Annotated in this window: 18 protein-coding genes; 11 read left to right on the top strand and 7 right to left on the bottom strand. The window is 72.2% G+C overall.

Annotated features, from left to right (window positions below; all coding sequences use genetic code 11):
• Positions 1 to 85: 85 nt before the first annotated feature.
• Together BFF77_RS11660 and BFF77_RS11655 are read right to left on the bottom strand one after the other, a co-directional pair.
• Positions 86 to 940 (bottom strand): transglutaminase family protein, encoded by an 855-nt coding sequence (locus BFF77_RS11660; RefSeq protein ID WP_066947378.1) that lies wholly within the window; start codon positions 938 to 940, stop codon positions 86 to 88.
• Positions 941 to 957: 17 nt separating this feature from the next.
• Entirely contained in the window at positions 958 to 2,049 is a 1,092-nt protein-coding gene (locus tag BFF77_RS11655) for a GNAT family N-acetyltransferase (RefSeq protein ID WP_066947375.1), read from the bottom strand.
• A 140-nt stretch (positions 2,050 to 2,189) separates the two neighbouring features.
• Here BFF77_RS11655 and fdxA point away from each other — a divergent pair, with 140 nt between their 5' ends.
• Both fdxA and dapC read left to right on the top strand, forming a co-directional pair.
• On the top strand, positions 2,190 to 2,510 hold the full coding sequence (gene fdxA, locus BFF77_RS11650) for a ferredoxin (RefSeq protein WP_003985062.1): 321 nt from the start codon (positions 2,190 to 2,192) through the stop codon (positions 2,508 to 2,510).
• A 125-nt stretch (positions 2,511 to 2,635) separates the two neighbouring features.
• Positions 2,636 to 3,748 carry a succinyldiaminopimelate transaminase gene (dapC, locus tag BFF77_RS11645; protein WP_066947372.1) on the top strand — a complete coding sequence of 371 codons (1,113 nt, stop codon included), beginning with the start codon at positions 2,636 to 2,638 and terminating at the stop codon, positions 3,746 to 3,748.
• Between the two features lie 45 nt (positions 3,749 to 3,793).
• Here dapC and BFF77_RS11640 read toward each other — a convergent pair whose 3' ends face one another.
• Complete coding sequence (locus BFF77_RS11640; protein ID WP_066947369.1) at positions 3,794 to 4,228, bottom strand: ATP-binding protein; 435 nt, start codon at positions 4,226 to 4,228, stop codon at positions 3,794 to 3,796.
• Between the two features lie 458 nt (positions 4,229 to 4,686).
• Entirely contained in the window at positions 4,687 to 5,685 is a 999-nt protein-coding gene (locus tag BFF77_RS11635) for a VldE C-terminal domain-containing protein (protein ID WP_107422144.1), read from the bottom strand.
• 120 nt (positions 5,686 to 5,805) lie between these two features.
• On the opposite strand from BFF77_RS11635, the gene dapE reads away from it, so the two are divergent.
• Together dapE and BFF77_RS11625 are read left to right on the top strand one after the other, a co-directional pair.
• On the top strand, positions 5,806 to 6,885 hold the full coding sequence (gene dapE / locus BFF77_RS11630) for a succinyl-diaminopimelate desuccinylase (RefSeq protein ID WP_066947366.1): 1,080 nt from the start codon (positions 5,806 to 5,808) through the stop codon (positions 6,883 to 6,885).
• A gap of 91 nt (positions 6,886 to 6,976) precedes the next feature.
• The gene (locus tag BFF77_RS11625) at positions 6,977 to 7,726 is read left to right on the top strand and encodes an LOG family protein (protein WP_066947363.1); all 750 of its coding nucleotides are present in this window, start codon (positions 6,977 to 6,979) and stop codon (positions 7,724 to 7,726) included.
• Positions 7,727 to 7,878: 152 nt separating this feature from the next.
• On the opposite strand, the gene folP is transcribed toward BFF77_RS11625, so the two are convergent.
• A complete protein-coding gene (folP, locus tag BFF77_RS11620; RefSeq protein WP_066947360.1) occupies positions 7,879 to 8,751 on the bottom strand; it encodes a dihydropteroate synthase in 873 nt (290 codons plus the stop codon).
• Between the two features lie 186 nt (positions 8,752 to 8,937).
• Here folP and BFF77_RS11615 point away from each other — a divergent pair, with 186 nt between their 5' ends.
• Together BFF77_RS11615 and BFF77_RS11610 are read left to right on the top strand one after the other, a co-directional pair.
• Positions 8,938 to 9,291, top strand: coding sequence for a DivIVA domain-containing protein (locus BFF77_RS11615; RefSeq protein ID WP_066947357.1), 354 nt, complete (start codon positions 8,938 to 8,940; stop codon positions 9,289 to 9,291).
• Positions 9,288 to 9,905, top strand: a complete 618-nt coding sequence (locus BFF77_RS11610) for a DNA-3-methyladenine glycosylase I (RefSeq protein ID WP_066947354.1) — start codon at positions 9,288 to 9,290, stop codon at positions 9,903 to 9,905. The genes BFF77_RS11615 and BFF77_RS11610 overlap by 4 nt, the downstream gene beginning before the upstream one ends.
• 53 nt (positions 9,906 to 9,958) lie before the next feature.
• Here BFF77_RS11610 and BFF77_RS11605 read toward each other — a convergent pair whose 3' ends face one another.
• Positions 9,959 to 10,762: an enoyl-CoA hydratase/isomerase family protein gene (locus tag BFF77_RS11605; protein WP_066947351.1), complete on the bottom strand. Its 804-nt coding sequence runs from the start codon at positions 10,760 to 10,762 to the stop codon at positions 9,959 to 9,961.
• A gap of 311 nt (positions 10,763 to 11,073) precedes the next feature.
• Between BFF77_RS11605 and BFF77_RS11600 the strand changes: the two genes are divergently transcribed.
• On the top strand, positions 11,074 to 11,241 hold the full coding sequence (locus BFF77_RS11600; protein ID WP_003966491.1) for a DUF3117 domain-containing protein: 168 nt from the start codon (positions 11,074 to 11,076) through the stop codon (positions 11,239 to 11,241).
• 418 nt (positions 11,242 to 11,659) lie between these two features.
• Here BFF77_RS11600 and BFF77_RS11595 read toward each other — a convergent pair whose 3' ends face one another.
• Positions 11,660 to 12,295: an O-methyltransferase gene (locus tag BFF77_RS11595; RefSeq protein WP_066947454.1), complete on the bottom strand. Its 636-nt coding sequence runs from the start codon at positions 12,293 to 12,295 to the stop codon at positions 11,660 to 11,662.
• Positions 12,296 to 12,477: 182 nt separating this feature from the next.
• Between BFF77_RS11595 and sigE the strand changes: the two genes are divergently transcribed.
• The 4 genes from sigE (at position 12,478) to BFF77_RS11575 (ending at position 16,459) form a co-directional block, all read left to right on the top strand.
• Complete coding sequence (gene sigE / locus BFF77_RS11590; RefSeq protein WP_211280203.1) at positions 12,478 to 13,236, top strand: RNA polymerase sigma factor SigE; 759 nt, start codon at positions 12,478 to 12,480, stop codon at positions 13,234 to 13,236.
• The gene (locus BFF77_RS11585; protein ID WP_066947348.1) at positions 13,233 to 14,159 is read left to right on the top strand and encodes an anti-sigma factor family protein; all 927 of its coding nucleotides are present in this window, start codon (positions 13,233 to 13,235) and stop codon (positions 14,157 to 14,159) included. The genes sigE and BFF77_RS11585 overlap by 4 nt, the downstream gene beginning before the upstream one ends.
• A gap of 88 nt (positions 14,160 to 14,247) precedes the next feature.
• Entirely contained in the window at positions 14,248 to 15,870 is a 1,623-nt protein-coding gene (locus BFF77_RS11580; protein ID WP_066947345.1) for a S1C family serine protease, read from the top strand.
• A gap of 127 nt (positions 15,871 to 15,997) precedes the next feature.
• Positions 15,998 to 16,459 carry a sec-independent translocase gene (locus tag BFF77_RS11575; protein ID WP_066947342.1) on the top strand — a complete coding sequence of 154 codons (462 nt, stop codon included), beginning with the start codon at positions 15,998 to 16,000 and terminating at the stop codon, positions 16,457 to 16,459.
• Positions 16,460 to 16,535 lie beyond the last annotated feature (76 nt).

Here is a 16,535-nt window from a genome sequence, read left to right as displayed (position 1 = left end):
CCGTGGCGCCGGCCGACTCGCCGTCGGCTGCTTCGGAGCCCTCGTCCCTTGCCGGGCGGGGGCTCCGGTGTGTCCGCCACGGTGGTCAGTTGAGCATCGCGCGGGCGGCCCGTGCCCGGCGGCGGATCGCCTCCGCCGTGGACGGCTCGACCGCCGCCACCACCTCCGCGTACTCCTCCATCTCCGTGGCTCCCTGGAGGAACTCGCCGCGCTGGACGAGGAGCTGGGCCCGGTCGTAGCGCAGTCTGGCCGGGTGCGCGGGCAGCAGCAGGGAGAGTTCGACCGCCCACAGGGCCACGTCGGTGCGCTCGGGCCGGGTGGCCGCCCAGGCACGGATGTTGTTCAGGACGCGCAGGACGATGTCGAGCGGGTCCGCCGGGGCGAACAGGGCGTCGTCCCAGGTTGCGTCCGCCGGTGCCTCGCCCGTCGTACCGGTCACCAGCAGTGCCGTGTCCGCCCGGGTCAGCAGCCGTCCGCCGGCGAAGGGATCGGCCAGGATCCGGTCGCCGGGAGCGCCGGGATCACCGAAGCCGACAACGAAATGGCCGGGCAGGGCCACCCCGTACACCGATGCTCCGGCCCGTCGCGCGACCTCCATCCACACCACCGAGAGCAGGATGGGCAGTCCGCGCCGCCGCCGCAGCACCACCGGGAGCAGCGAGGAGTCGAGCCGCCGGTACTCGACGGGAGAGCCCTCGAAGCCGCACCGCTCGCCGAGCAGTTCCGCGAGTGCCACCGCCCAGGCGCGCGCCCCGAGGACACCGAAGGGCAGCAGTCCGGCCAGCCGGTCCAGTTCGGCCTGGGCCGCGTCGATACCGGCCTCGCCCAGGTCGGGATCGGCCTCGGCGCCCACGAGCAGACAGAGCGTCGCCAGGTCGGGACGGTCCGCGCGGGCCTCCAGGGCGAAGCGGCGGCGCGGGCCGGCGGATTCCGGTCGCATATCGGCCTCGTACCCGCTCAGGGCGATCGGAAGTAGTGATAGCGGTGATGGACGGCGAAGCCCATCGCGTCGTACAGCGCCCGCGCGCCGGTGTTGTCCGACTCCACCTGGAGCCAGGCGGCGGACGCGCCCTCCTCCAGCGCGCGCCGGGCGAGCGCGGCCATCACGGCCGTCGCCAGGCCCTGGCGTCGCCGGGCCGGGTCGACCTCCACCGCCATGAATCCCGCCCAGCGTCCATCGACCACACACCGGCCGATGGCCGCGGGTACCTCGGCCGGTCCGGGGACTGAGGCGAACCACACCGAAGGGCCACTGGCCAGTACGTGGAGCACATGGGGTCCCGGCACACCGGACCGCTGGTAACGCTGGAGCCAGCCGGTGGCCGCCGCAGCGTGGGCCTTCGTGGCTGTCCCCGCGGCTGTCCCCGGCGCTGTCGCCGTGCCGAGGGAGCGGTCGAGCCGTACCCGTGGGGCGGTGGCGTCCCCTGCGTCCCCGGAGTCTCCGGCGGCCTCGGCGCTCAGGTCTCCGATCGCGGCGAGCGCCCCGATCCGTACCTCGGTGGTCGTCTCCGTCCGCCAGCCGCGCCGCTCCAGCTCGGCGTACAGCCCCTCCTGGGTGCCTTCCGCACCGGTCGCGACCTGGATGTACGCGGGCAGCCCGCGCTCCCCGTACCAGCGCCGTACCCGCTCCAGTGCCTCGTCCAGCGGTGCCCCGGGGTCGCCGAGCGGCAGGACGGAGTTGGCCCGCCGGGTGAAGCCCGCCGAGGCCCGCAGCCGCCACTCGCCGAGCGGCTCGCTCTCCACCGGCTGCCAGGCGCGGGCGCCGACCCGTGCCAGCTCCTCGAAGTCCGTCGCCGGCCCACGGCGTCGGGCCGGAGCGGCCGGTACGACCTTCCCCGCGACCAGCGCGGACTCGGGGACGCGGACGCTCTCACCGGTGCGGCGTGTGATCAGCAGCACACCCTTGTCCCACGATGTGAGAACGCCGACCGTGTCGGTGAACTTCTCCGTCCCCGCGCCGCCGCCCGTCAACTGTCTGACTGATACACGTTTGCCCACGTCAGCCGGGGTCAGACGGACCCGGAGCCGTCCGCCCGCAGTGAATTCCACAGCTCTGTCCGCCCCTCCTGTTCGGATCGTGCTCAAGAACGGAGATACTAGATGCGGGCATCGACGACGCCGCGCTCCCGCGCGCCCGTGGACGGAGCCGCAGATCGGCCCGCCGCGCCCTATCGAGGAGGAACGACAGCGTGACCTACGTCATCGCGCAGCCTTGTGTCGACGTCAAGGACAAGGCGTGCATCGAGGAGTGCCCGGTCGACTGCATCTACGAGGGCTCCCGGTCCTTGTACATCCACCCGGACGAATGCGTCGACTGCGGAGCCTGTGAGCCGGTCTGCCCGGTCGAGGCCATCTTCTACGAGGACGACACCCCGGAGGAGTGGAAGGACTACTACAAGGCGAATGTCGAGTTCTTCGACGAGCTCGGTTCGCCCGGTGGTGCTTCCAAGCTCGGCCTGATCGAGCGCGACCACCCCTTCATCGCCGCGCTGCCGCCCCAGAACGGCTGACAGTGCGCCTCCCCGGTCCCGTACGGCCCGCGCCGTACGGGACCGGGCTGTTTTCGCGGTGCGCCGGTGCGCCGGTGCGCCGGTACGAGTGAGCACAAGAAGTGTGTACGAGAAAGAGTGAGCACGTGTCCGCTGTCTCTTCGCGCCTTCCCCTTTTCCCCTGGGACAAGCTGGAGCCCCACAAGGCGAGGGCCACGGCTCATCCCGACGGGATCGTCGACCTGTCCATCGGCACTCCGGTCGACCCGGTCCCCGAGCCGATCCGGCGCGCGCTGGCCGACGCCGCCGACTCGCCCGGGTATCCCACGGTGTGGGGCACGGCCGCGCTGCGGGACGCGCTGACCGGATGGGCGGGGAGCAGGCTCGGCGCACACGGGGTGACGCACGAGAACGTACTGCCGGTGCTCGGCTCCAAGGAGCTGGTGGCCTGGCTGCCCACACAGCTCGGCCTCGGCGCGGGCGACCGGGTCGCCCATCCGCGGCTCGCGTACCCGACGTACGAGGTCGGGGCGCGGCTCGCCCGCACCGAGCCCGTGCCGTACGACGTGGAGGCCCTCGCGGCCGATCCCGCGGGCGCGGGACTGGAGGACGTGAAGCTCCTCTGGCTGAACTCGCCGTCGAATCCGACCGGAGCGGTGCTGGCGAAGGACGCGCTGGCCCGGATCGTGGCCTGGGCGCGGGAGCACGGAGTGCTCGTCGTGGGCGACGAGTGCTATCTGGAGCTGGGCTGGGAGACCGAGCCCGTGTCCCTGCTGCACCCGGACGTCTGCGGCGGTACGTACGAGGGGATCGTCGCCGTCCACTCGCTCTCCAAGCGCTCCAACCTCGCCGGGTACCGCGCGGCGTTCGTGGTGGGTGACGCGGCCGTCCTCGGCGAGCTGCTCCAGATCCGCAGGCACGGCGGGATGATGACCCCGGCGCCGGTGCAGGCGGCGACGGTGGCGGCGCTCCGTGACGACACGCACGTACGGGAACAGCGTGAGCGGTACGGGGCCCGTCGCACCGCGCTGCGCGGCGCGCTGGAGGCGCACGGCTTCCGGATCGACCACAGCGAGGCGGGCCTGTATCTGTGGTCGACGCGCGACGAGCCGTGCTGGGACACCGTGGCGCACCTCGCGGAGCTGGGCATCCTGGTCGCGCCCGGTGACTTCTACGGCCCGGGGGGCGAGCGCCATGTGCGGGTGGCGCTGACGGCCACGGACGAGCGTATCGAGGCGGCGGTCAAGCGGCTGGTCTGAGAGACGGCCGCGGCCGGACAGGTGTACGGGCGGGCGCCTCGCGTGTCAGCCGCCGATCGGCAGACCCTGGATCGGCAGGCCGCCCATGAGGGCGCCGGTCGGCGCGGAGCCGGCGCCCTTCGCGGCGGTCGAGGTGGTGGTGCCCACCAGCTCACCGGCGTTCCCCGCGGTGTCGCCGGCCACCTTCTGGACGGCGGGCGTCGCCGTCTTGCCGACCGAGCCGACGGTCTTGCCTGCGGCGGGTACGCCCTTCTTGACGGCCTTGCCGCCGAGGTCGCCCGCCACCTCGGTGGCCTGCCGCGCGCCGCTGTCCACGGTGCTGCCCATGGCGGCGCCGTCGAGGGCGCTCACCGCGCCCAGGTCCGGAGCCTGCGGCAGTGCCGCCGCGCTCGCGGAGCCGGCCGCGCCGATCACGGGGGCCGCGCCGGCGGCGACGAGCAGCGCGGCACGGGCGATCCGACGGGTCACGGGGAGGGACATGATGCTCCTTTGGCGGGAGGGAAACAGTGCTTGTCCGTCGATCGGACGGCCTGACAACCCCTCGAAGGGCGGCGGAGGTTGCGGTGCGCCGAGGTAACGAATCGATAACGTGACGCGCGATCGGCGGTGGAGGAAATCGGGCAAATATGGGTGTCCTGTGCGGCCCGATGAATCGTCACTTCCCTTGGCGCGCAAGGGGAGCGACCGCTGGGGCGGGCGTTGCCGGATCATCGGAAGAAATGCGGTCGGAAGAGTAGAGGACTCGCCCGTCCGAGGGAGTGGTCGTACGGCTGAGCGGTGCGCGATATCGCCCGGTATGCGGGTGCGCCGATGTGCCCGTGCGCGGGTACGGGATGCCGCTGTACTGGTACGGGTACTCGTACGGGGACGCCGGGGCCGGGACGCGTCGCTACGTGCGCTGTGAAACGGTCCGCCAGGTCCTGTCCGGGCGACAGGACCTAGCGCGCGATGCGCATACGGACCTCGGCGGCGGTCCCGCCGGACGTCCCGGCCTCCGCGGCGTCGTCGGACGAAGCCGCCCGCCGCCAGCCCTGGTCCGCTTCCTTCGCGCTCCACACCCGGCCCGCGTAGCTGACCTCGTCGATCCGCAGGACGGAGGCCTGCGCCACCGCCCAGTGCGCCAGCTCCCAGCCGCGCCGGGACGAGGAGCCGTCGCCCGCGGGACCGCCGCTCGGGTCCGTGTCCGCGACGGTGTCCACGGCCGTGTCCGGGCCCGCTCCCGTCGTGGCGGACACCCGTACGGACACGCCGCTGTCCGAGCCGGCGGGCCGTACCCCGGAACCGAAGGAGCGCACCAGCGCGGCCCGTACCTTCGCCGCGTCGCCGGCCACGGCGCTGTCCGGCGCCGAACAGGTCAGCGAGGCCGCGGACCGGCCGGTGAGCGCCGCGGCCAGCAGCGCGGCGTCCGGCTCGTGCTTCGCGTACGCCTGCGGGAAGCCGCTGCGCTGCACGCGCTGGGCCGCCTCGGTGAGCGGCAGCCGCGAGTAGCCGGGGACCTTGGCGAGATGGTCGTAGAACTGTCCCGCCGAGTAGACCGGATCGAGGATCTGCTTCGCCGTGCCCCATCCCTTCGAGGGGCGCTGCTGGAAGAGACCGAGCGAATCCCGGTCGCCGTGGTTCAGATTGCGCAGCGCGGACTCCTGGAGGGCCGTCGCCAGCGCGATCGTGACCGCGCGTTCGGGCAGCCCACGGGTGGTGCCGACCGCCGAGATGGTGGCCGCGTTCGCGGCCTGCTCCGGGCTCATCTCATAGGTGGGGGTGTCGCCCGTACCGTTCTCGCCCGCAGGGTCCGTGGCCCGGACCACACACCTGGGCGCGCCTCCGCCTCCGGACAGGTATTGCACCGCCATATATCCGGCCAGGGCCAGCAGTACGGCGAGAGCGGCGGCGATCCGCAGGAAACGGCCGCGACGGGAGGGGGGAGCGGTCTCGGACACGGGCCCACCGTACTGGAGTCGGATCACCCGTACGGGAGCCGGATCCGGGGGCGGCGGCGGTGACGGGCCCGGCACGCGCGGGCCGCGTGCGGGGCATGCCGGGCGTATTAGGGTCACAGCATGTCTGAGAATGTGCTCGACCTCACTCTGGACGGCCCGGCGCTCACCGCGTGGCTGGTCGACTTCCCGTCGGTCAGCGGCGAGGAGAAGCCGCTCGCGGACGCGATCGAGCAGGCGCTGCGTGCCCTGCCCCACCTCACCGTCGACCGGCACGGCAACAATGTCGTGGCCAGGACACGGCTCGGGCGGGACGAGCGGATCATCCTGGCCGGTCATATCGACACCGTCCCGATCGCCGGCAACGTGCCCTCGCGACTGGACGGGAACGGGGTGCTGTGGGGCTGCGGCACCAGCGACATGAAGTCGGGGGTCGCCGTCCAGCTGCGTATCGCGGCGACGGTCCCCGCGCCCAACCGCGATCTCACCTTTGTCTTCTACGACAACGAAGAGGTCGCCGCGGATCTCAACGGGCTCGGACATGTGGCGGACGCACACCCGGACTGGCTGGAGGGCGATTTCGCCGTGCTGCTGGAGCCGTCCGACGGTGAGGTGGAAGGCGGCTGCCAGGGCACGCTCCGGGTCCTTCTCCACACCACTGGTGAGCGCGCACACTCGGCGCGGAGCTGGATGGGCTCCAACGCCATTCACACCGCGGCGCCCATCCTGAACCGTCTCGCGGCGTATGAACCGCGCCGGCCCGTGATCGACGGCCTGGAGTACCGGGAGGGCCTCAACGCCGTACGGATCGAGGCGGGCGTCGCCAGCAATGTCATCCCCGACGCCTGCACGGTCACCGTCAACTACCGCTATGCGCCGGACCGCAGCGAGGAGGAGGCCGTCGCCCATGTCCATGAGGTCTTCGCGGACTGCGGGGTCGCGGAGTTCGTGGTGGACGACCACTCGGGAGCGGCGCTGCCCGGTCTCTCGCATCCCGCCGCCGCCGCTTTCATGACCGCCGTGGGCGGCAGGGCACGGCCCAAGTTCGGCTGGACGGATGTCTCGCGGTTCGGCGGACTCGGTGTGCCCGCGGTCAACTACGGCCCGGGTGACCCGCTGGTCGCCCACAAGCGCGACGAGCGTGTGGCCGTCGAGCGGATCACTCACTGTGAGGAACGTCTGCGCGACTGGCTCACCAAGTGACGGTCTGATCGTCCGCCGGAATTTCGCCGTTTGTCACGCCCAGGGACCTACCCTTGCCCAGAACAACGCACAGCAGCGGAGGGAGCGGGTCATGGGCATGCCTGACGGAGCGCGGAAGCCTGAGGAACAGCGGCTCGGACCGGTGATCCGCCGACGGGAGCAGGTGCAGCCCGGTACGACCGATCAGCGGCTGCTGGACACCGAGGGCGACTCGGAGTGGGTGCACACCGACCCCTGGCGAGTGATGCGTATCCAGTCGGAGTTCGTGGAGGGCTTCGGCGCGCTCGCCGAACTGCCCAGCGCCATCAGCGTCTTCGGCTCCGCGCGCACTCCGGTCGGCTCTCCCGAGTACGAGGCGGGGATCCGCATCGGCGCGGCGCTGGTCGACGCCGGATTCGCGGTGATCACGGGCGGCGGTCCCGGCGCGATGGAGGCGGCGAACAAGGGGGCCCGGGAGGCGTCGGGAATCTCCGTGGGGCTCGGGATCGAGCTGCCCTTCGAACAGGGGCTCAATCCGCATGTCGACATCGGTGTGAACTTCCGCTACTTCTTCGTCCGCAAGACCATGTTCGTGAAGTACGCGCAGGGCTTCGTGGTGCTGCCGGGCGGCCTCGGCACCCTGGACGAGCTGTTCGAGGCGCTCACCCTGGTCCAGACCCGCAAGGTGACCCGCTTCCCGATCGTGCTGTTCGGCACGGCGTACTGGGGCGGGCTGGTCGAATGGCTGCGCGGCACCGTGGTCGCGCAGGGCAAGGCGTCCGAGAAGGACCTGATGCTGTTCCATGTCACGGACGATGTGGACGAAGCGGTCGCGCTGGTGACCAAGGAAACAGGCAAGTAGGAGAAAACGGACGCCGGGTGGGGCGGTCCGCGCACCCGCCGGGACGGTCCACGGGAACGCCGGGGCGGCCCGCCGGGGAGGCGGACCGCCCCGGCGGTCCCCGGCGGTCCCCGGCGGTCCCCGGCGGTCCCCGGCGGTCCGCCGGGGACCGGTCAGGCCAGGCCGCGCCGGGCCACCTTCGGCGGGCGGTGACCCGCGACGGCCGCCACCATCTCCACCACCTGCCGGGTCTCCGCGACCTCGTGGACGCGGTAGATCCGGGCCCCGAGCCACGCGGACACCGCCGTCGTCGCCAGCGTCCCGATCAGCCGTTCCTTGACCGGTTTGTCGAGCGTCTCGCCCACGAAGTCCTTGTTGGACAGCGAGACCAGCACCGGCCAGCCGGTCTCCGTCATCTCGCCCAGCCTGCGCGTCGCCTCCAGCGAGTGCCGGGTGTTCTTGCCGAAGTCGTGCCCGGGATCGATGACGATCCCGTCCCGGCGCACCCCCAGCGCCAGGGCGCGCTCGGCCAGGCCCAGCGTCACCCGCAGGATGTCCGCCATCACGTCGTCGTAGCCGACCCGGTGCGGCCGGGTCCTGGGCTCGGCCCCGCCGGCATGGGTGCAGACCAGCCCCGCGCCGTACCGCGCGGCGACCTCCGCGAGCCGGGGATCCACGCCGCCCCACGCGTCGTTCAGCAGATCGGCGCCCGCCTCGCAGACCGCCTCGCCCACCTCGTGCCGCCAGGTGTCGACGCTGATCACCACGTCCGGATGGCGGCGGCGCACCTCGGCGACGAAGCCGACCGTACGGCGTGCCTCCTCCGCGGCCGTGACCTCGTCCCCGGGCCCGGCCTTCACCCCGCCGATGTCGATGATCGCGGCGCCCTCGGCCACCGCGCGCTCGACATGCGCGAGGGCGGGCTCGTCGTGGAAGGACGCGCCCTGGTCGTAGAAGGAGTCCGGTGTCCGGTTGACGATCGCCATGATCACCGGCTCGTACGCGTCGAATTCCCGACGCCCCAGCCGCAGAGTCCCGCCGCGCATCTGCGCTCCCTCCTCGCGTCCGCCCGTTCTGCCGGCCGCTCGTCCGCGACCTCAGGCCCTGTCCGGCCGGTCTCCTCGCGGGCCCCGGACGCCGCGGCCCGGTCCGCGAAGAGCGACCGGACAGACCCTAACCGCCTTCCCGTGGCACCATCGGCACCGGACGTTTTCCTGCCAGGGGAGAAGCTCGTGTTCTTGTTCTTGCTCATCGCGATGGTCGTGGTCGTCGCCGCGGTCACGCTCGCGGTCATCGGCGGCGGAGATCAGCCGGTCCTGCCGGAGGCCGCGCCGGACCGGCTGGTGGACCCCCTGCCCCTGACCCGTCCCGTCGGCCGCGCCGATGTGGAGACGCTCCGGCTGCCGCTCGGCCTGCGCGGCTACCGGATGGCGGAGGTGGACGACGTGCTCGGCCGGCTCGGCGCGGAGCTCGCCGAGCGGGACGCGCGGATCGCGGAGCTGGAGGCGGCGCTGGCCGGTGCCCAGGCCACGGCGGTCTCCTCACCCGATCTCTTCGAGAAACCGGGAGAGGAGAGCGGCCGATGACCGCCGACGGCGGTGTCGTCGCGGGCCCCGACGGGCGCCCGCGCTGCCCCTGGGGGCTGTCGACGGAGGACTATGTCGCCTACCACGACTCCGAGTGGGGCCGGCCGGTCCGCGGCGACGACGCGCTCTTCGAGCGGCTGTCCCTGGAGGCGTTCCAGTCCGGCCTCTCCTGGATCACGATCCTGCGCCGGCGCGAGGGCTTCCGTGAGGCGTTCGCCTCGTTCAAGATCGCGTCCGTGGCGGAGTTCACCGACGCGGACCGTGACCGGCTGCTCGCCGATCCGGGAATCATCCGCAACCGCGCCAAGGTCGACGCGACGATCGCCAACGCGCGCGCACTGGCGGAGTGGTCCGCGGGCGAGCTGACCGCACTGATCTGGTCCCACGCTCCCGGTCCGGGTCGGCGGGCACCCAGGACGACGGCCGACATCCCGGCGGTCACGGACGAGTCCACGGCGCTGGCGAAGGATCTGAAGAAGCGCGGTATCCGCTTCGTCGGCCCGACCACGGCCTACGCGCTGATGCAGGCCTGCGGTCTGGTCAACGACCATCTGGCCGCCTGCGCCTTCCGTGAGTCCGTGACCGGCGACGCGTCCCTGACCGGCGCTCCCTGACGGATCCCGGCGCGGGCCCCGGGCCCCGCGCCGGCTCCGGCGTCCCGCCGCCGTCAGCGGCCCGTGTACCTCGGCTTCTCCTTCGCCAGGAACGCCCGCAGCGCGATCGCGTGGTCCTCGGAGGCGCCCGCCCTCGACTGGAGCTCGTTCTCCTTCTCCAGCGTCGGCGCCAGCGGGTGTGCCGCGCCGTAGGCCAGCGACTCCTTCAGCGCCGCGTACGCGAGCGTCGGACCCGAGGCGAGCGCGCGGGCCGTCGCGGCGACCTCGGCCGGGAGATCGGCCGCGGGTACGAGCCTGTCGACCATGCCCAGCCCGTACGCCTCCGGCGCCTTGACCGAGCGCGGGAACAGCAGCAGATCCGTGGCCCTGCCGAGGCCGATCAGCCGGGGCAGGGTCCAGGAGACACCGGAGTCCGCGGTCAGCGCGACGCCCGCGAACGCCGTGTTGAACGTGGCCGTGTCCGCCGCGAGCCGGTGGTCCGCCGCCAGCGCGAAGCCGAGGCCCGCGCCCGCCGCGACCCCGTTGATGCCCGCCACCACCGGCTTGGGCATCCCGGTGATCGCCCGCAGGATCGGGTTGTAGTGCTCCCGTACGGTGCGCATGGTGTCCCCGGAGCCGCTCTCGCGGTCCGCTTCGAGCAGCGCCGTGTGCTCCTTGAGGTCCTGCCCCACCGAGAACGCGCGGTCGCCCGAGGCGGTCAGCAGCACGGCCCGTACACCGCTGTCGTCGGCGGCGGCCCGCAGCACGTCCCGCAGGGCGACCTTGGCCTCGACGTTCAACGCGTTCATGGCCTCGGGCCGGTTGATCGTGATCGTTGCGAGTCCGTCAGTCACGTCGTAGAGCACGGTGTCGGCCATGATCGGGTCCCTTCGCGGCTCGGGCAGTACTGTCCGGCCCCAGCATGGCGGAGATCATCGGTGACGGCATGTGACCTGCGTCCAGGAATGCCGGGCCGCCGGGGCGGGCGCGGCGGCGAAGTATCGCAGGCGGATCGCCGAATTGAGTGGTTTTGCGGGAGCGCGTTGCACAAGCGATGCCGCCCGATGTTGGTCATCGGGTCCCGCCATGCGGGATAATGGGCTGGAAGCAATGTGTTCGATGCCGGTGACACAGCGCCTGTGATGGGGCCGCCGGCTGCGATGAGCTGGTTTCAGGAAGGGGAACGAGCATGGCGGCCATGAAGCCGCGAACGGGCGACGGCCCGCTCGAGGTGACCAAGGAGGGGCGGGGCATCGTCATGCGCGTTCCGCTCGAAGGCGGCGGTCGGCTTGTCGTCGAGCTGACTCCGGACGAGGCGGATGCGCTGGGCGACGCGCTGAAGAAGGTCGTCGGCTAGGGCCTCTCGTTTGGATCTTGCTGGGCTCGCGAGCCCGGCTCCCGGATCCAGCCTGATCCAAACGAAAGACCCCAGGTCCTGTCCGGCCGATCCCCGTGGATCAGGCCGGGGCGTCCGGTGGTGGGGGACGGCGGAGGACCGGTCTCGTACGGGACGTGCTCGGCCGGCCCCGGCACCATGGCGAGGAGCCGTGCCGGGTGTTCCGGGCCCAGGGGGTCCGACCGGAAGGGCCCGAGCGGAAAGGCTCACAGTCTTCGGGGTGCGCGGTCGCCCGAGTGGACCCGCACCGACACCGCCCCGGCACGGACGAGACTCCGTACCGGGGCGGTGTGCTGTTCCGCGGTGGTACGGCCCCGCGCCGCGTACGGCCCCCGCGCCCCGCGTACGATCCCGTCCCGCGTGGTCCGGACCCTCGGCCTCAGCCGCGCCGCACCGCGCACAGCAGCCCGTCGCCCACCGGCAGCAGCGTGGGCAGCAGCTCCGGGCTCTCCCGTACGGTCCGCAGCAGCTCCCGCAGCCGCAGCACCTCCGCGGGCTGGGCCGCCGAGTCGACCGTCCTGCCGTCCGCGAAGACCCCCTCGAAACAGACGAGTCCGCCGGGCCGCAGCAGCCGCAACGATTCAGCGAGATAGTCCATGCACTCCAGGCGGTCCCCGTCGCAGAACACCAGGTCGTATCCGCCGTCGGCGAGCCTGGGCAGGACGTCCAGGGCCCGGCCGGGGATGAACCGCGCGCGGTTGCCCGCGAATCCCGCCGCCCGGAAGGTCTGCCGCGCGAACTGCTGGCGCTCGGGCTCCGTGTCGACCGTGGTCAGGACGCCGTCCGGCCGCATGCCCAGGAGCAGATACGTCCCGGAGACACCGGTGCCGGTGCCGATCTCGGCCACCGCCTTCGCGTCCAGCGTGGCGGCGAGCAGACGCAGCGCGGCTCCGGTGCCTGGTGACACCGAGCGAAGCCCTGTCTCACGGGCCCGGTCCCGGGCCCAGCGCAGTGCTTCGTCCTCGGCGACAAAGGCGTCGGCGAACGCCCAGCTCGTCTGCCGGTTGGCGGTAATGACCCTCTCCTTGTCCCCGTTGGCGGCGCAACGGTGACTGTATCCGCTGCGCCTGGGAACCCGCAGATGGGACCGGGCGTTATGCAGGGGTGTGGCTCCCTCGTGATGCAGCTCGGTCGGCACGGGGGCCGGTCGGAAATTCGCGTAAAGATTCTTATCCGGAGCTAACGGGCGGAGTGGCTATGGTAGGGGCTCCACTGGACACCACCAGAGCCGACAGGGGAGGTGCGGCTGCGCCTGTGGATCGGGGAGGAGCGCTGACGCGCTATCTCAGGTCGGCCGGCAAGCCGAGATCCGTGACCAACTTCGCTGACCGTTCCCGCTCCACCGACTCCGCGGTTACCGCGACCTTCGCACCGGATGCGGAATCGCAGGCGTGGACGCCTCCCAGCTGGGAGGAGATCGTCAGCACGCACAGCGGACGTGTCTACCGCCTCGCCTACCGCCTCACGGGCAATCAGCACGATGCCGAGGACCTGACCCAGGAGGTCTTCGTCCGGGTCTTCCGCTCGCTGTCGACGTACACCCCCGGCACCTTCGAGGGCTGGCTGCACCGGATCACCACCAATCTCTTCCTGGACATGGTCCGCCGCAAGCAGCGGATCCGGTTCGACGCGCTCGGTGACGACGCCGCGGAGCGGCTGCCCAGCCGTGAGCCCTCGCCCCAGCAGGCCTTCCACGACACCCACTTCGACGCGGACGTCCAGCAGGCGCTGGACACCCTCGCGCCCGAGTTCCGCGCCGCCGTGGTGCTCTGTGACATCGAGGGGCTGTCGTACGAGGAGATCGCGGCCACGCTCGGTGTGAAGCTCGGCACCGTCCGGAGCCGGATCCATCGCGGGCGCTCCCATCTGCGCAAGGCCCTTCAGCACCGTTCGCCCGAGGCCCGAGCCGAGCAGCGCGCCTTCGTGAGCGTGGCCGGGGAGGGCGGAGCGGCGTGAGTGGCACAAGCCCGACCCCCGCCGAGCAGCATCTGGGCGACCGGCTCGCCGCCCTGGTGGACGGAGAGCTGGACCATGACGCGCGTGAGCGTGTGCTGGCCCATCTCGCGACGTGCGCCAAGTGCAAGGCGGAGGCCGACGCCCAGCGGCGGCTCAAGAGCGTCTTCGCCGAGACGGCCCCGCCGGCGCCCTCCGCGGGGCTGCTCGCACGGCTCCAGGGACTGCCCGGCGGATCTCCGGGAGATGACGACAACACAAAGGGGCTGTTCGACGGGGGGCGCTTTGGTGAGGGCGTCTTCGGTGTGCGCACGGACGGCTTCGGTGTGCGCTCGGACGGCATCGCCGACGGGTTCGGCTATGTTCCGGCCGGTGCGCACGCGCGCGGGCTGTCCGGTGCCCACGCGGGCGGGCTGCCCAGCGGCTCCGGCTTCCGTATCCACGAGGTCGCCCGCCAGGAGGCCGAGCGTTCGCCGTGGCGCGGACGGCGCTTCGCCTTCGCCGCCGCCAGCGCGGTGTCGTTCGCCGCGATGGCCCTCGGTGGCACGATGCCGCTCGGCACGGCCGCCGACGCCCTGCCCAGGGGCTCGGGCAACAATGTGACGCCGATGCGGGCCCCCGGCACGATCACCCCGGTGGGCGGTGAGTCCGGCCGGCGCCAGGGCGGAGGCGGTGGACTGCTGCCGCACTCCGTGGACCGTACGGCCGCCGACGCGCCGCTCGGCGTGTTCCAGACCCAGACGCTCTCCGAGCACCCGTTCGCACCGGGCATTCTGATGGGCGCCGTGCAGTCTCCGTTGATACGGCCCGCGGACCCGGCCGTCCAGATCGACGCGGTCTCCGGGGCCGGTTACACCGCCACACCCAGCCCCACCCAGCTCGCGGCCCCGACGCTGCCCGGCACCACGTTCTCGGCCCGGCGCTGAGCGGGCCCTGCGCGGACGTGCGTAAACCTGGTTGAATCCTTGCAGGGGTGCCTCTGTCGGGGCGCGGAGCGGCAGTTGCGGGGAGAGCATGGACGACGGGAATCCCACCGGACCCAAGGCGACGTGGTGGAGCCGTCCCCCAGCGGGACGTGCGGTACCGCCGGAGCCGGAGGTGCCGCCGGCGCACAGCGGGGAGGTGACGGCGCAGTTGCCTCCCCTCGCCGACGAGGTGCCGGGGTCCGGCGAGCACGTTCCCGGAGCCCCGCCCGCGCCGCCCGCCGGTCAGGCTTCCGTGCGGCAGGAGCGACCGCAGCCGCTGCACGAGCCCGACGAGTACAGCACACCGCCCTACGGCGGACCGGGGCCCTGGGCGCCCGCGCCGCCCGTACAGCTCCCGACGCCGGCGCACGGCACGCCGCTGCCGCCGCCGTACGCGGGTCAACAGGGTGCTCAGCAGGGCCCGCAGAGCTACCCGCCGCCGCAGCCGCATCCGACGCAGCGGCATCAGCAGCCGCCGCAATGGGTCCAGTACGACCCGTGGAACACCGCCGCGCCCCCGCCCGGACAGCAGCCCCTGACCCACCACGGCGAGCCCCGGCGCACCACCCGGCGCCGGGCCGGAGTCGCGGGCGCGGTCCTGCTCGCCTTCGCCGGCTGTGTGCTGGGCGGCGCCGTCGGCGCGTACATCGAGCGCAACGGCGGCTTCACCAGCGTCGAACTCCCGCAGGCGGAACGGGAGTCCGGCGGCCGGGCGCCCGACAGCGTCGCGGGCATCGCCGCCAGCGCCCTGCCCAGCGTGGTCACCCTCCATGTCAGTGGCAGCGACGAACAGGGCACCGGCACGGGCTTCGTCCTCGACCGGCAGGGCCACATCCTGACGAACAACCATGTCGTCCAGCCCGCGGGATCCTCCGGCGAGATATCCGTCACGTTCAGCGGCGGCCAGACCGCCAGGGCCGAACTGGTCGGCAAGGACAGCGGTTACGACCTCGCCGTCGTCAAGGTCACCGGGGTCTCCGGGCTCAAGCCGCTGCCGCTGGGCAACTCCGACAATGTCCGGGTCGGCGATCCGGTCGTGGCCATCGGCGCCCCCTTCGACCTGTCCAACACCGTGACCTCGGGGATCATCAGCGCCAAGGAGCGCCCGATCACCGCGGGCGGCGAGAGCGGCGACGGCAGCGATGTGAGCTATGTCGACGCCCTCCAGACCGACGCCCCCATCAACCCCGGCAACTCCGGCGGTCCCCTGGTGGACACCCGGGCCCGGGTCATCGGCATCAACAGCGCCATCCGCGCCGCGGACAGCGGCGCCGGCCCCGACGGCGGCCAGTCGGGATCCATCGGTCTGGGCTTCGCGATACCCATCAACCAGGGCAAGCGCGTCGCCGAGGAACTGATCAACACCGGCAAGGCCACCCATCCCGTGATCGGTGTCAGCCTCGATCTGGAGTACACCGGCGATGGCGCCCGGGTCGGCACGAAGGCCGCCGACGGCGGTCCCGCGGTCACCCCCGGCGGCCCCGGGGCCAAGGCCGGGATCGAGGCGGGAGACGTCATCACCGAGGTGGACGGCCAGCGTGTGCACAGCGGCGAGGAGCTGATCGTCAAGATCCGCGCCCACCGTCCGGGCGACCGGCTGGAACTGACACTGCTCCGCGGGGGCAGGGAAAGGACCCTGACCGTGGCCCTGGGCTCCGCGGACGGCACCTGACGGCCACCCGAAGGTACCGCCCGGACAGGTGCGCCAGGTACCGTGGAGCGGCCCGGACCTCGACCACTTCAGGCCAGGACGGCTCTGACCTCCGTCCACGTACATGGAGAACACAAGGAGCAGCAAGGTGTTCAATGACATCGGCGCACTTGAGCTGGTCACGATCGTGGTCCTCGCGGTGCTCGTGTTCGGCCCGGAGAAGCTGCCCAAGGTCATCCAGGACGCCTCGCGGTTCATCCGCAAGGTCCGCGAGTTCTCCGAGAGCGCCAAGGAGGACATCCGCTCCGAGCTGGGCCCGGAGTTCAAGGACTTCGACTTCGAGGACCTCAACCCCAAGACGTTCGTCCGCAAGCAGCTCATGGACAACGACGATCTGGGCCTGAAGGAGATCCGCAGCAGCTTCGACCTCCGCAAGGAGATGGCCGATGTGGCCGACGCGGTGAACGGCCATGAGAGTGGCTCCGCGGCGGACGCCCCGGTGGCTCCGATCGCGGCGGCGAATGGTTCCTCCGGCGCTCCCGACCTGCTCAAGAAGCGCGAGAAGCCCGCTCGGGACGACCGCCCGCCCTTCGACGCAGACGCCACCTGAGCCCCATCAATCCCGGCGAGCCGGGACCGGGTGGCTATCCTCCATCTGTCCGGCAGTGAGGCGCCCGTCGGGGGCG

Origin of the sequence: Streptomyces lushanensis, assembly GCF_001700515.1 — a bacterium.
GTDB lineage: Bacteria > Actinomycetota > Actinomycetes > Streptomycetales > Streptomycetaceae > Streptomyces > Streptomyces lushanensis.
The sequence above is the reverse complement of the archived record's forward strand: the minus strand, read 5'-3'. Positions and strand labels throughout refer to the sequence as shown.

Excerpts from the sequence above, each read along its gene's own strand:
- BFF77_RS11640 (WP_066947369.1), bottom strand. The coding sequence starts at position 4,228 with ATGTCCCTCCCCGTGACCCGTCGGATCGCCCGTGCCGCGCTGCTCGTC.
- BFF77_RS11580 (WP_066947345.1), top strand. The coding sequence starts at position 14,248 with ATGGACGACGGGAATCCCACCGGACCCAAGGCGACGTGGTGGAGCCGT.
- BFF77_RS11660 (WP_066947378.1), bottom strand. The coding sequence starts at position 940 with ATGCGACCGGAATCCGCCGGCCCGCGCCGCCGCTTCGCCCTGGAGGCC.
- sigE (WP_211280203.1), top strand. The coding sequence starts at position 12,478 with ATGGTAGGGGCTCCACTGGACACCACCAGAGCCGACAGGGGAGGTGCG.
- BFF77_RS11605 (WP_066947351.1), bottom strand. The coding sequence starts at position 10,762 with ATGGCCGACACCGTGCTCTACGACGTGACTGACGGACTCGCAACGATC.
- BFF77_RS11625 (WP_066947363.1), top strand. The coding sequence starts at position 6,977 with ATGGGCATGCCTGACGGAGCGCGGAAGCCTGAGGAACAGCGGCTCGGA.
- dapE (WP_066947366.1), top strand. The coding sequence starts at position 5,806 with ATGTCTGAGAATGTGCTCGACCTCACTCTGGACGGCCCGGCGCTCACC.
- BFF77_RS11600 (WP_003966491.1), top strand. The coding sequence starts at position 11,074 with ATGGCGGCCATGAAGCCGCGAACGGGCGACGGCCCGCTCGAGGTGACC.
- folP (WP_066947360.1), bottom strand. The coding sequence starts at position 8,751 with ATGCGCGGCGGGACTCTGCGGCTGGGGCGTCGGGAATTCGACGCGTAC.
- BFF77_RS11610 (WP_066947354.1), top strand. The coding sequence starts at position 9,288 with ATGACCGCCGACGGCGGTGTCGTCGCGGGCCCCGACGGGCGCCCGCGC.